Here is a 12,749-nt window from a genome sequence, read left to right on the forward strand (position 1 = left end):
CGCTCAAAAGATCCACAAGCGACGACCAATCTTACAAGAGACGCTCGCTACCGCTACACAACCGAGGTGTGAGGCTTAACTAAAGACGGATGCACCGCCGAGATATGTACTCCTGCGTGTAATCGATATTCGCGGCAATAACGCTGGGAGATGCGATTATGTCCTTCTCATGTAGAAACTCCAGTACTCGTTCGTCTGCCTGCGTCATCCAGTCAACCCGTGGTCGCATTTAGTAACTAAAATACAGGGTTTAACTGCTTCAGAGGGTGTCAAGACGTGTCTAACAGCATTAGAATCTAGTTCTATAGCCACAATTTCTTGTGGTTAATGCTAAGTTCGTGGGGATGTTCTGTCGAGCTAATGGACTTGGGCCGGCGCGTACTCGAACAGCAGGAGTCTCGGTATGCCGAAGAGGAAGACCAGTATGAGGAAGAGGTCGCCCGGCTCGAATCGTTACCAACCGTTTTCGAGGAGGGTGAATGGTCGCGGGAGGATTTGGAGTGGATAATCGAGTGGAAAGTCGGCGTCTTCACGAAACCGACGCTGAAGCACCTCCGCAAGAACGGCGATGAAGAGATACGAGCGCGAATCGATGAGGCGGTTCACGAGTCGAGTATCCGGTCGAAAGTTAAGGCCCTCACTTCGTTGACTGGTATCGGTGTTCCGGTCGCCTCCGCGATTCTTCTATTCATCAACCCGAATCGGTTCACAGTGATTGATGAACGTGCATGGAACGTGCTACAAGAGACGGGATACCTCTCACAGGACCTTTCGGATGGCCCGACGGTTGAGGAGTACCTACTGTACCTCGGTGCTTGCTGGGCGCTTGCCAACGAGTACGACGTGGACCTTCGTACGCTCGACATGGCGCTGTGGGCGCTCGACATTAACAATTGACTGTCACCACCGACTAAATACCGACAACAGCAATTTACAACGTATGGAGGACCCCGAACGCCCCGGCCCCGATGCTGATGCCGCTGAGATAGCGGAGTGGATGGAGAAGGATTTCGGGCGGGCCGTTGCCGAGGGGATAGCAAACGCTGGTGACGAAGACGACCCCGACGATGAGCACGAGGTCGTAGAGGTCGAGATACTCAATTACGAGCGGGGCGAGGTGGTCGGGACGATAGACACGGACGGAAAACTCGATACGGAGAGCGAGGCATTACGCGAGGTCTCGCAGGAGTATATTGACGAGGGCATCCCCGTACTTGTCCCCACGACCTACGAGAACGAGGACGGTGAAACGGTTCACGCCGACGCTGAGGTGATGGTCGAACCGGGAACCACAGGATTCGTGCGGGCATTCGTTGACGAGCTCCCGAGTCCGTTCGACTGTGACACAGATGTTCTCCGTGAACTGCCCGTGTTTGAACCCGAGTGACCCCTATCGTTTTGCCAGCTTGCGGTCAATTCTCCGGGTATGACCGAACTCGTATACCATAACCCTTCGGACCGAACCGGAATATCACCGTTCGATAGGGCCATCCGTGAGATTACGGACGACGAGGAGGTGCTAATCGCCTGTCCGTACATCTCTCCTGACTACCTCCAAGAAATTACCGAACAAACGAACGAATGGTTCCTCCTGACCGACGTAGGAGAGTGGTTGAGCATCCACGGACAGACGAACCGTGAGGCGATTCAAGAGTTCCTCATCGAACACCAAGACCACGTCAGGCACGTTACCAACCTACACGCGAAGGTCGTCGTTGGTGGCGACCGGGCGTTGATAGGGTCAGCGAACTTCACGAAGAAAGGACTCACCGGACGAACGGAGATGTCCGTACTCCTCGATGAACAGGCTACCATCGATGAACTCACCGAGTGGTTCGAGACGTTGTGGTCGATATACGACCCACCGGAGGTTGACCGGGTCGAAGCGTACATAGAATCCGCATCCACAACCCCGAGTCCTGCGCAGAACCAATCGGGTGTTTCGTTTTCATCGGGGGAGTCACCGGGTACAGCGTCCCTATCCGAATCGCAAAGGAACGCCGAAGTCGTGGACGTAGAACACGAGGAGAATCATGCAAAACTCGTCCAGAGAGTCAGCAACGCGCCCAGTCCCGAGTGGATGTATTCGTATTTCAAATTGGTCGATGAGTTGCTATCCGAGACGGGACTCACGGATGATGACCTTCGACTACTGATGTCCATCCCGAAGGCCGGGACGCTTCCTGTGACGGTGAACAATCGGTATGTGCTCGTCGCGTTTCGCGGTGAGCAGTCTAGAACCGAGTTCATCCTCCCGCCGACAAAGAACTCGGAACAGTACATCGAACAGGCAGATTACACCGGACGGTTCGACTCGATATACGACGAAGATGAATCCGAAAGGCCGTGGTTCGTGGGATTCGATGGAATTCCTAATCGGATAGTTGACGAGGAGTTCCGGGAGGTATGGATGAGTGCCGTGAATAAGGAGATGGAACGAGCAGAGAAGGCCCCACAGAGACGCTATCACGACTCCGTGGTATACCGTGCAGCACAAGACCGCGAGTACCGTGAGAAGGTGATTCGTGAAGCATTTAATCTGGATTGAGTAGCTCTCATGGGTCTGTATCAGAGCAATCCTTATTCAGCTAGCTTCTGAACGGCTGACTATGCCAAATCAACTCAGAGAGTTTGTCTATTTGAACGAAGTGAGTATCAACAACCATCTATCATCGATGGGAAGGGGTGTGCCTGAGGAAGTCGTACAGCAATCGGGAGAAGAGACGGAGACAAGTGGAAATGCGAAAGTGGGTATCCCGAGTGTAGGCCTTGGAGCAGGTGGAAAAAGGAGTTACCTTGATTCGGATAATTTGGAGACGAGAATAACTGTTACTGGACCTTATCGATTTCAGGAACTTCGTGACGAGATTGAGGACGCGGGAATTCCCATACATGACGGGAGCAACCCAAGCGAGCTATCCAGAGGTGATGTTGTAGAGGTGTCTGGAAAACTGAAACCGATGTCTCTGTTCAAATTCGAGATAGCATTCAAAGCATTCCTCGATATAATGGACAACGAAACTCAACAGTACTTGCAGGAAATCGATTATCAGGACCAACAGGTGCAAGAGGAGATATCGGAAGAGGATGTTGAGGAGTTGAAGAACATGCTCAACCTGATACAGAGGTTTGCGGGAGACAAGATACCACTCCGAGCCGACGTGGACAGTCACCCATTTGGCATCCCTCTCGACCGAAACCACATGAGAAGTAACCCGGAGAGAGTGTTCTTCGAGGATAGAGAATATACTGCCTTTGGAAGAGTAGAAAACCTCGTTCAGGATGCAGAACAGTGGGACCCCGCAGCGGTAACGGATATTATCGACACGTATGTTCCACAGGAACAAACGGGAGAGGAGATGCGGACCATACTCAAGCAGGTTTCGAGGGAGTTCAATATGCAATTGAGCGATGAAGATTTCATAATCAAGTCTCCAGGGAGCATTATCCACCCAATCGCAGTTCACTGGTAGCGGTCACTCATGCAGTTCTAAGGAATGTACTCGGACGAGCCATTTTAGACGACTTTCTATTCCGGCGGTTCAAGAACGAGAGAATGGAAGATATCGACTCTCGCTGTGAAACTCATATCTCGACTAGTGGAGTCGATTCCTCGATAGTAGTGACTGGGGCCTATGTGACCTCTTAGAGTGTACTCTATTCGCCTTTTGATTACGACTGTCCTCTCTCAGAGGGTAGGAGACGCGATTCTATGACGTTTGTTCACTTCTCCTCGCAAATGTGTGGATAGAAAGTCGGCCTCGGCACTCATAGGGCTCCTCATAGCGCGGGTGCCACCCCGGGCTCGGCCCGGTGCGCTCGTCATCGGCCACCGTGACGTATCGCGGCGGCGCGTAAAACGCCACCGTCGCGCGCTCGGCACAACCGTAATCCCGGCCCGGGACGACGAGTCGGTATGACCGTTTCGCGGACCGTCGAACTGGAGGGGCACATCATCGACTCGGGGACGATGCAGCGCTGTTTCGAGGTCATCATGGACCTCGGTGGGGACTTCGACGTGGAGGCGTTCGACGTCGGACGGGCGAAGGACGAGGAGTCCTACGCGCGACTACGGGTGCTCGCGCCGGACGACGCGACCCTGCAGTCGATCGTGCACGAACTCCACCAGTCGGGAGTGAATCCAGCGGATCCGGAGGACGCGACGTTGACGCCCGCGCCCGCGGATCGCGTCGTGCCGGCGGGGTTCTACTCGACGACGAACCACCCGACGGACGTGCGCGTCGGGGGCGAGTGGATCGAGGTGGCGGACATCGAGATGGACTGTGCGATCGTCGTCGAGGATCCGGAGGGCGAGCCGACGGCACGCACGCAGGTCCTGAACGGGATCGAGGCGGACGACCTCGTGGTGACGGGCGAGGCGGGGATCCGCGTCCGGCCGCCGGATCGGCCGCGGGACGCCTCGGGCGCGTTCGGCTTCATGCGCGGCGGCGTCTCCGCGGAGCGCCCCTCGGAGTCGCGCATCCGGAAAGTCGCGGAGGCGCTCGCGGCGGTGAAGGCCGAGGGGGGGAACGTCCTCGTCGTCGCCGGCCCGGCGGTCATCCACTCCGGCGCGGGCGACGCGCTCGCCGAACTCGTCCGCGAGGGGTACGTGGACGCGCTCTCCGCCGGCAACGGCTTCGCCACGCACGACATCGAGCGCGGGCTCTACGGGACGAGCCTCGGGATGAACATCGAGACTCTGGAACATCCGCGCAAGGGCCACAAGCACCACATCTACACGATCAGCGAGATCGTGCGGGCGGGCGGGATCGCCGAGGCGGTCGACGACGGCCTCGTGACGGAGGGCGTGATGTACGAGTGCGTCCAGAACGACGTCGATTACGTCCTCGCGGGGTCGATCCGCGACGACGGCCCGCTCCCCGACACGATCACGGACACCGTCGAGGCGCAGGGCGAGATCAGACGGCAGGCCCACGAGGCAGACATGGTCGTGATGCTCTCGACGCTCCTTCACTCCGTCGCGGTCGGGAACTGCTTGCCCTCCTCGACGCGCGTCGTCTGCGTCGACATCAATCCCGCGACGGTCACGCAACTGTTGGATCGCGGGAGCGCGCAGGCGGTCGGTCTCGTCACCGACGTCGGGACGTTCGTGCCGACGCTCGCCGACGAGTTACTGGGCGACGACTAAGCCGGTCGAAGCCGAAGAGAGCGGACGTGAGGGAGCGTCACTCGTCTGCGGCGTCGCCGGGCGTGGCCGCGATGCCCTCTTCTGCGGGATCGTCGGCGCGCGGGAAGGCCCCGATGGTGTCGGCGCGGAAGGCCTCCTCGTCGAACTCGTAGTCCACGTCGAAGAAGTCCATGATCGTGTGAGTGTCGCGCATGGCGTTTTTCAGACAGGTGGAGGCTCCCGGGGAAGGCGTGATGTTGAAGATGACGTCGTCACCGACGATCTTCGCCTCGCCCATGTCGAGGGAGTAGGTCTCCGTGTTGACGATCTGCGGGCGGACGCCGCCGTACCCCTCCGCGCGCTGGATGTCGTCGAGTTCCATCGTCGGGACGACCTTCTGGACGTCCGGGAGGAAGGCCCGCCGGCCGATCTCCGGCAGGTCGTAGATCAGGTTCCGGATGACGAACGGGAAGAGGATGCGATCGGCGAGGATGTTCGCGTAGCTGACGAAGGAGGGGAGGGAGAGGCCGAAGACGTCGAGGAAGTCCGCGACGGTCCCGAGGCGACCGCGTTCGAGCGTCGGGACGACCTTCGCGGTCGGGCCGAAGCGCGTGATCGAGTCGTCGTGAACGTCCGCGTCGCCGTGGACGGCGGCGAACGGGAGCTTCTTCATCTGGAGGGTGTAGACCTTCCCGTTCAGCGGGCCGTCCTCGGCGAGGAAGAAACTCCCCGCGACGGGGAGGAGCGCGAGGTTCTCACCGTACCCCATCTCCTTCGCGATCTGGAGGCTGTGCGAGCCCGCGGCGACGACCGCGACCTCGCAGTCGAAGGGGCCGCGATCAGTCGTGAGGGTGTAGCCCCGCGTGGTCTCCGTGATGTCCTCGACCTCGGTGTCGAGGAAGACGTCGACGCCCGCTTCCTCTGCCGCGGCCTCGACGAACGACTGGGCAGTCGCGCCGTAGTCGACGACGTAGCCGTCGGGCGTCTGGAGCGCGAGCAGGTCGTCCTCGGGATCTCGACCCTCGACGACCTTCGGTTCGACCTCCGCGATCTCCTCGCGGCCGATCGGGCGGAGCTTCGGGAAGAGATCGCCGAAGCCCTCCTCGTGGTAGCGTTTCTCCAGGCTCTCGACCTCCTCGTCGCCGACGCCGAGAACCATCTTCGAGCGCTTCGAGTGCATCTCGCGATCCTCGTCGTGGTTCTCCAGGTAACCGGCGAGGAGCTCGGCACCCTCCTTGACCTCCTCGGCCTTCTCCAGGGTGTAGTTCGTCTCGATGTCCCCGAAGTGGAGCGTCTGGGAGTTGTTCGTGTGGTGGGAGTTGATCGCCGCGATCTCGTCTTCTTTCTCCACGAGCGCGACCGACTCGACGTCGGTGAACTTCGCGACCGTGTAGAGGAGCGATGCGCCACTAATTCCGCCGCCGACGATGACTAGGTCGTACTCTCCGGACATGGTTAAAGGTGGGTCGGGCTATCTCTGTGCTCTCGCTCCACCCGCTTAACTCATGTTCTATCGGCGCGTCAGCGCCCGACGACCGTCGAATCGAGGGTTCGACGGTCGTGTAAGAAACGGCGAGTCGAGACGCGGAGCCCGGAGAGGCGATCCGAGGACGCCCGGTCGAACGCCGTCGCTCGCGGGAGTAGTGTACGACAAAACGAAAGTGTGCTGCGTCGCCCGGGGGCGACGGTGTGAACGGACTTACGAGCGGACGACGTTCGTCGCGCGCGGGCCCTTGGGGGCGTCCTCGATTTCGAAGTCGATCTCGGTCCCCTCGGTGAGGTCCTCGCCGCCGACGTCTTCCATGTGGAAGAACACGTCCTCGTCCGCGTCGTCAGTCTCGATGAAACCGTAGCCGCCCGTGTCGTTGAAGAAGTCAACCGTACCGTGTGCCATTACGAATAAACGAACGTCCGGGGAAGGGATAAGTCCTTCGTGACTATCGTTCACTATGCGCCATCGGGTATACGAATGACCGATTCCAGTGCTGATCGGGGAGTGCGTGCCCACTCAGTCGGTTCCGGAGGCTGAAACGCCCGGAGCCGGTGATGGATCCCGATGTTACGGGTGTATCGACGGTTCCATCACTCGATGCGCTCGCGCGTCGCCGCCGTCACGAGCGGGAGGGTGATCGTCGCGTCGCCGACGACCGTCGCGTTCGCCGCGCTCGGTTTCAGCTTCCCCCACGAGCGCGCCTCGTCGAGCGACGCCCCCGACAGCCCACCGGTGTCCGTCGAATCCATCGTCAATTGGACGGCGTAATCGTACGCCTCGGGGACGACGAGCATCGTCTGGAGGACGTAGTTCTTCGGGACGCCGCCGCCGACGAGCATCGCACCCGCGCGCTCCGCGTCGAACGCGATGTCCGTGAGGTGCGTCATGTCCGAGAGCGCATCGAGCGCGAAGTCGGACGTCTGCGAGTACATCCACGCCTGCAGGCCGAGGACGGAGTCCTGGATCGCCGGGACGTAGATCGGGACGTCGTTCTCGTAGGCCGCGGCGGCGATCCCCCCGCCCTCCTCGACGTCTGCCGTCGCGTTGCGCTCGCTGTTCGCCCGTCCGAGCGCTTTGGTGAACTCCTGGATCGAGACCGTCCGCTCGACCGTCGGGAAGACGTGGTCGCGGAGATGGGACTCGAAGAGCGCGAAGTGCTCTTGGGGGAGGTAGACGTTGTAGATGCGATCGACCTGCTCCTCGCGTAGCGACTCGTCGTAGTCGCGTTCGCTCATCCCGCGGTGCTCGTCGTCGGCGCTCATGCGGTGGTCGTCGGGGCCCGCGTGGCCGTGGTGGTGTTTCCCGCCGATCGCCTCGATCGTGTCGTGCGTCAGGTTCGCGCCCGTCGTGACGAGCACGTCGATGTGGCCGTCGCGGATGAGGTCCGCGACGATCTTACGCATCCCCGTGGGCACCATCGCGCCCGCGAGGCCGAAGAAGTTCGTCACGTCGTCGTTCCCGAGCATCTCCGCGTACGTGTCGACGGCGTGCGAGACGTCCGCCGCCCCGATCCCCGCGTTCCCGTACTGCTCGACGAGCTCGCCGACCGTCATCCCCGAGCGGACGTCCGCGTGCCCGAGCGGGTCGTGCTCGAACTCCTCGCGTTCCGGCGTTTCGTGGCCCTGCTCTCCGTCGTCACCGTGACCGTCGCCGTGGTCACCCATGGCGGGAGTGAGGGGCGACGACGATTTGAAAGACCCGACTCAGAGCCCGGTCGGCACGTCGAGATACGTCGCCTCGACGCCCCACGAGTCGGCGAGGTCCATGAGCGATCGCACGCCGAACGTCTCCGTCCCGTAGTGCGTCCCGCAGAAGACGTTGACCCCCGCCTCCTTCGCCTCGTGGTACGTCTTCCCCTTCGGCTCGCCCGTCACGAACGCGTCGACGCCCGCCGCGACGGCCTCGTCGAGGAAGTCCGCGCCCGCGCCGGTCAGGATCGCGACGTCTTCGATCGTCTCCGGGCCGAAATCGAGACAGCGAACGCCCGTCCCGCCGTGGTCGAGTTCGTCGTCGAGGAGCGCGTGGACGTCCGCACGCGCGAGCGCGTCGGCGCTACCACGGAGGCCAGCCGTTTCCGGGCCGACCGACCCGAACCCCTCGACATCGGTGAGACCGAGGAGGTCCGCGATTCCCGCCGCGTTCCCGAGTTCCGGGTGGCCGTCCAGGGGGAGATGGGAGACGTAGAGCGCGACGTCGTGCTCGATCAGCGGCGCGATCCGGCCGTATTGGCGGCCCGTCACGCGCTCTATCCCGCCCCACGAGAGGCCGTGGTGGGTGACGAGGAGGTCTGCGCCCGCGTCGGCGGCCGCCGCGGCCGTCTCCGCGACCGCGTCGACGGCGAACGCGGCGTGCGTGATCTCGCGGTCCGCCGGGCCGACCTGCAGGCCGTTCGCGGAGGCGTCCACGTCCGCGTAGTCCTCGGTTCGCAGTCGCTCGTCGTAACGCGAGACGATCTCGGAGAGCTCCATACGGGAAGGCGAACGTCCGGCGTCAAGAAAGTGGGAGTTCAAGCGCGAGGGAGGGCCCACGCCGAAGCGTGCGCTGAGAACCGCCCGTCGGCGGCCGCCGCGAAACGGTGGTGTGGCCCTCGACGGAACGCGAAACGCCACCCGTTCGCCGCCTACTGGTCGTCGCCCGCCGACGCGTCGTCAGCGCCGTCCGCGTTCGCGTCGGCGTGCGCGAAGACGAAGTCGCGGAGGAGTTTCGCCGCCAACGTCGCCGCCTGCCCGTCGTCGCGGTCGTTGACCTCCACTACGTCGACGCCCGCGGCGTGGGGCGCGACGGCGCGCACGACGTCGCGGAGCTCGCGCGACGTCAATCCGTAGGGTTCAGGCGTCCCGGTTCCCGGCGCGTACGCCGGATCGGCGGCGTCGACGTCGACCGAGAGGTAGACGTCACGGCCGGCGAACGCGGCCGGCGGCGTCCAGTCCGCCACGGCCGCCGGTTCGACGACGGTCACGTCGTCCGCCTCGGCGCGGCTCCACTCCGCTTCACTCCCGGAGCGCGCCCCGAGGATGACCGCCTCGTCGGCGGTATCGAGGGCGTGACGCGTCACCGTCGAGTGGCTCCACGGGTCGCCGTCGTACGCTTCCCGGAGGTCGAGGTGGGCGTCGCAGACGACCACGACCTCGGGGTCAATCGCGCGTATCGGCCCGAGGGACACCGTGTGTTCGCCGCCGATCACGAGGGGGATCGCGCCGTCGCGGACGACCTCGCGGCAAACGCTGGCGAGGTAGTCGCAGTACTCCTCGGCGTCGGTCCACGCGTGGACGTTGCCGCGATCGGCGACGCCGAGGGTCGAAAAGGACTGGTCGGTCGCGCGGTCGTAATCCTCGAACGTCTCGGCGAACCGGCGGACGCGTTCCGGACCGAAACGCGCCCCGGGCCGAAAGGACGCGGAGACGTCGAGCGGCGCGCCGACGACCGTGTATGCGGGAGCAGAGGGGTCCGCCGTCGCGCCGGGGAACATCCGATTACTGGAGGACCTTGCGCTTGCCCTCCCACTCGAGGTACTCGATCTCGTCGTCGGGGCTGACCTCGACGTCGCCGGGGATCTCCATCGTCACGGTCTCGTAGGTCTCGAGGTCCATGACCTGAACGACGGTGTCGGACTCCTTAGAGACGATCTGGCCCTGCTTACGGTCGATGATCGGCACCCAGATCTTCGCGTCGACCGGCTGGCTGAGCGAACGGCGCTTGCCGTCGAAGACCCCGCGGGCCTCGATGCGGGCCTTCGCGCTCCCGTGCTTCCCGGGCTTGGCGGTCGAGTAGCCGTCGATCTTACACGCGGCGTCCTCGACGATGACGTAGTTGCCTTCCTGGAGGTCACGGACTTCCTTCTGCTCTTTCGCCATGCCTCCGGCTTCTCGCCTGCCGGGTATAAACGGTTTGGAACGCGCCAGCGCCCCCGTCAGCGCCCACCACGCCCGGCGGCGAGGCCGGCCGCGCCCCGTCCACCGCGCCGCCGTCGGAAGGACCGCCAGCAGAGGAATCCGACCCCGAGCGTCGCGACGCCGACGGCGAGCGCCGCGGTCTCGGCCGCCGTGGCGTACAACAGCCCCGTCGAAACGGCGCCGGCGCCGAACAGCAGGCCGGTGACGAGGCGCTTGGCGAGGGCGTCGAGCGATCCCGTCGAGTCCTCGACGGCCGCCTCCACGTAGAAGTCGTTGCGGTCGATCCGATCGAGCGCGCGTTCGAGCTTCGGCGCGAGGTGCAACGAGGAGCGCGCCGACGCGGCGAGCTGATTACCCGTCCCGGCGATGAGCTCCCGGGCGCCGCGCTCGTAGTACCCCTGCTCGCCGAGGTAGTCGGTGGCGACGGAGACGAAGTCGAAGTCGGGGTCGAGGGTGAGACAGACGCCCTCGACGACGGTGGCGACGCGGAGGACGAGCGCGAGGTTCGGCGGGAGGCGGAGGGGGAACTCGTACATCGTGTCCTCGACCTTCGAGACGATCTGTTGGACGCGGTACTGTTCGACGTCCTCGCCACGTGCGTCCGCGATGGCGAGTTCCATCACCTCCGCCATCGTCGCGCGGTCGGCGTCGGGGCTCAGCGTCCCCATCTCGATGAGCGTATCGAGGATGGCCTCGATGTCCTGGTTGGCCACGGCGACGTAGAAGTCGACGATGTGGTCTTGGACCTCCTCGTCGACCCGTCCGCTCATTCCGAAGTCGTAGAAGACGATGGTGCCGTCGTCCTGCACGGCGAGGTTCCCCGGGTGTGGGTCCGCGTGGAAGACGCCGTCCGTGACGATCATCTGGAGGTAGGTGCGCTCCAGCGACTCCGCGACCGCGTGCCGGTCGATGTCGTGGCGTTCGAGTTCGGCGGTGTCGCTGATCTTCGTCCCGGGGACGTAGCGCATCGTCAACACGCGCTCGCCCGACCGTTCCTCGTACACCTCGGGGATGACGACGTCGGGGTCGTCGACGAAGTTCGCGCGGATCTCCGCGAGCATCGTCGCCTCGCGGGAGTAGTCCATCTCCTGGCGGAGCGTCGTCGAGAACTCGTCGGCGACGTTTCGGAGGCTGAACGCCCGCGCGTCGTCCACGAAGAAGAGGAGCGCGGGGAGCAGCCACTGGATCGCGCGGAGGTCGGCCTCGATGAGGGCCTCGATCGCCGGTCGACGGACCTTGACGGCGACGCGTTCGCCCTCGTAGGTGGCGGTGTACACCTGCCCGAGGCTCGCGCCGCTGATCGCCTCGGTGTCGAAGTCCTCGAACGCCTCCTCGACGGGGCCGACCGTGTCCTCCAACACCGCGCGGGCGTCGTCCCAGTCGGCCGGTGGCACTCGGTCCTGTAGCTGGGTGAGCTCCTCGACGTACACGGGCGGGAGGACGTCCGGGCGGGTCGAGAGGAGCTGACCGAGCTTGATGAACGTCGGCCCGAGCGTGAGGAGGTTCTCGACGAGTCGCTCGGCGCGCCGGCGCTGTCGATCCGTCGAGACGCTACGGCGGCCGCCGAAGAGGAGAAAGCGGCGCCGGTCGCGCGCGTACGACCAGACGAGGGGGAGGAAGCGCCAGCAGACGACGACAAACCGCCAGTAAGCGCGCAGCGACGCCACGCTACTCCTCGACGGGGACGGTGGTGGCCTGCCGGTCGGCTTTCGGGACCGTCACGTCGAGTTCGCCGGCGTCGAGCGTCGCGGACGCCCCCTCGCCGACCGCGTTCGGCGGGAGCGGGACGTCAAACTCGACGAAGAGCGGGCGCTCCTCGCGCTCGTAGCGGAACCCGTCGGGCACGTCCTTGCCGCGCCGGGCGTCGACGTGGAGCCGGCAGGGGTGGACGTCGAGCGTGAGGTCGTCGGCGGAGACGCCCGGGAGGTCGAAGACGAGCCGGTATGCGTCGTCGCTCTCCAGGAGATCGACGAAGACGGCGTCGGGGAGTTCCCGGAGCGCCTCGCGGAGACGATTCATACTCGCTCGTTGGGACGCCGGGTCGAAAAAAGGCGGTGGTCGAACCGGCGCTACGCGACGACCGACGCGACGGCGGCGTCGAGCGCCGCGCGGATCCCGTCAGTCGACGGGAGGGCGGCGTTGGCGTTACCGTTCGCGTTCGCGTTGGCGTTCCCACCGGCGTTACCGTTCGCGTTCGCGTTGGCGTTCCCACCGGCGTTACCGTTCGCGTTCGCGT

At 63.6% G+C, this 12,749-nt stretch carries 13 protein-coding genes and 1 pseudogene; 5 read left to right on the forward strand and 9 right to left on the reverse strand.

Annotated elements, in window-relative coordinates; translation table 11 throughout:
- Window positions 1-82: 82 nt before the first annotated feature.
- Window positions 83-229 (reverse strand): annotated as a pseudogene (locus J2754_RS16375) (MarR family transcriptional regulator); the annotation flags it as partial.
- A 131-nt stretch (window positions 230-360) separates the two neighbouring features.
- Here J2754_RS16375 and J2754_RS15880 point away from each other — a divergent pair.
- The 5 genes from J2754_RS15880 (at window position 361) to J2754_RS15900 (ending at window position 5,149) form a co-directional block, all read left to right on the forward strand.
- Window positions 361-897: a hypothetical protein gene (locus J2754_RS15880; protein WP_211087993.1), complete on the forward strand. Its 537-nt coding sequence runs from the start codon at window positions 361-363 to the stop codon at window positions 895-897.
- Window positions 898-940: 43 nt separating this feature from the next.
- Window positions 941-1,387, forward strand: a complete 447-nt coding sequence (locus J2754_RS15885; protein WP_211087994.1) for a hypothetical protein — start codon at window positions 941-943, stop codon at window positions 1,385-1,387.
- Between the two features lie 39 nt (window positions 1,388-1,426).
- Complete coding sequence (locus J2754_RS15890; protein ID WP_211087995.1) at window positions 1,427-2,548, forward strand: phospholipase D-like domain-containing protein; 1,122 nt, start codon at window positions 1,427-1,429, stop codon at window positions 2,546-2,548.
- A 61-nt stretch (window positions 2,549-2,609) separates the two neighbouring features.
- Window positions 2,610-3,473, forward strand: a complete 864-nt coding sequence (locus J2754_RS15895) for a DUF6414 family protein (protein ID WP_211087996.1) — start codon at window positions 2,610-2,612, stop codon at window positions 3,471-3,473.
- Window positions 3,474-3,916: 443 nt separating this feature from the next.
- Entirely contained in the window at window positions 3,917-5,149 is a 1,233-nt protein-coding gene (locus J2754_RS15900) for an ornithine cyclodeaminase, nickel-pincer nucleotide-dependent (protein WP_188876887.1), read from the forward strand.
- Window positions 5,150-5,186: 37 nt separating this feature from the next.
- Here J2754_RS15900 and J2754_RS15905 read toward each other — a convergent pair whose 3' ends face one another.
- From J2754_RS15905 to J2754_RS15940, 8 genes are all read right to left on the reverse strand, one after another.
- Complete coding sequence (locus tag J2754_RS15905) at window positions 5,187-6,581, reverse strand: FAD-dependent oxidoreductase (protein ID WP_211087997.1); 1,395 nt, start codon at window positions 6,579-6,581, stop codon at window positions 5,187-5,189.
- Window positions 6,582-6,827: 246 nt separating this feature from the next.
- Window positions 6,828-7,022, reverse strand: a complete 195-nt coding sequence (locus J2754_RS15910) for a cold-shock protein (RefSeq protein ID WP_188869115.1) — start codon at window positions 7,020-7,022, stop codon at window positions 6,828-6,830.
- 188 nt (window positions 7,023-7,210) lie between these two features.
- Window positions 7,211-8,284: a deoxyhypusine synthase gene (locus tag J2754_RS15915; RefSeq protein WP_188876885.1), complete on the reverse strand. Its 1,074-nt coding sequence runs from the start codon at window positions 8,282-8,284 to the stop codon at window positions 7,211-7,213.
- Between the two features lie 39 nt (window positions 8,285-8,323).
- Window positions 8,324-9,088 (reverse strand): Nif3-like dinuclear metal center hexameric protein, encoded by a 765-nt coding sequence (locus tag J2754_RS15920; RefSeq protein ID WP_211087998.1) that lies wholly within the window; start codon window positions 9,086-9,088, stop codon window positions 8,324-8,326.
- A gap of 152 nt (window positions 9,089-9,240) precedes the next feature.
- Window positions 9,241-10,089, reverse strand: coding sequence for an agmatinase (speB, locus tag J2754_RS15925; protein ID WP_211087999.1), 849 nt, complete (start codon window positions 10,087-10,089; stop codon window positions 9,241-9,243).
- A gap of 4 nt (window positions 10,090-10,093) precedes the next feature.
- The gene (locus J2754_RS15930) at window positions 10,094-10,474 is read right to left on the reverse strand and encodes a translation initiation factor IF-5A (RefSeq protein WP_188876882.1); all 381 of its coding nucleotides are present in this window, start codon (window positions 10,472-10,474) and stop codon (window positions 10,094-10,096) included.
- A 56-nt stretch (window positions 10,475-10,530) separates the two neighbouring features.
- Entirely contained in the window at window positions 10,531-12,180 is a 1,650-nt protein-coding gene (locus J2754_RS15935; RefSeq protein WP_211088000.1) for an ABC1 kinase family protein, read from the reverse strand.
- A gap of 1 nt (window position 12,181) precedes the next feature.
- A complete protein-coding gene (locus J2754_RS15940; RefSeq protein WP_188876880.1) occupies window positions 12,182-12,532 on the reverse strand; it encodes an Hsp20/alpha crystallin family protein in 351 nt (116 codons plus the stop codon).
- Between the last annotated feature and the right edge of the window lie 217 nt (window positions 12,533-12,749).

Origin of the sequence: Halarchaeum nitratireducens, from assembly GCF_017874695.1 — an archaeon.
Lineage (GTDB): Archaea > Halobacteriota > Halobacteria > Halobacteriales > Halobacteriaceae > Halarchaeum > Halarchaeum nitratireducens.

What these genes read in the sequence shown, in the direction of transcription:
- J2754_RS15880 (WP_211087993.1), top strand. Translation starts at nt 361, where the DNA reads ATGGACTTGGGCCGGCGCGTACTCGAACAGCAGGAGTCTCGGTATGCC.
- J2754_RS15885 (WP_211087994.1), top strand. Translation starts at nt 941, where the DNA reads ATGGAGGACCCCGAACGCCCCGGCCCCGATGCTGATGCCGCTGAGATA.
- J2754_RS15890 (WP_211087995.1), top strand. Translation starts at nt 1,427, where the DNA reads ATGACCGAACTCGTATACCATAACCCTTCGGACCGAACCGGAATATCA.
- J2754_RS15895 (WP_211087996.1), top strand. Translation starts at nt 2,610, where the DNA reads ATGCCAAATCAACTCAGAGAGTTTGTCTATTTGAACGAAGTGAGTATC.
- J2754_RS15900 (WP_188876887.1), top strand. Translation starts at nt 3,917, where the DNA reads ATGACCGTTTCGCGGACCGTCGAACTGGAGGGGCACATCATCGACTCG.
- J2754_RS15905 (WP_211087997.1), bottom strand. Translation starts at nt 6,581, where the DNA reads ATGTCCGGAGAGTACGACCTAGTCATCGTCGGCGGCGGAATTAGTGGC.
- J2754_RS15910 (WP_188869115.1), bottom strand. Translation starts at nt 7,022, where the DNA reads ATGGCACACGGTACGGTTGACTTCTTCAACGACACGGGCGGCTACGGT.
- J2754_RS15915 (WP_188876885.1), bottom strand. Translation starts at nt 8,284, where the DNA reads ATGGGTGACCACGGCGACGGTCACGGTGACGACGGAGAGCAGGGCCAC.
- J2754_RS15920 (WP_211087998.1), bottom strand. Translation starts at nt 9,088, where the DNA reads ATGGAGCTCTCCGAGATCGTCTCGCGTTACGACGAGCGACTGCGAACC.
- speB (WP_211087999.1), bottom strand. Translation starts at nt 10,089, where the DNA reads ATGTTCCCCGGCGCGACGGCGGACCCCTCTGCTCCCGCATACACGGTC.
- J2754_RS15930 (WP_188876882.1), bottom strand. Translation starts at nt 10,474, where the DNA reads ATGGCGAAAGAGCAGAAGGAAGTCCGTGACCTCCAGGAAGGCAACTAC.
- J2754_RS15940 (WP_188876880.1), bottom strand. Translation starts at nt 12,532, where the DNA reads ATGAATCGTCTCCGCGAGGCGCTCCGGGAACTCCCCGACGCCGTCTTC.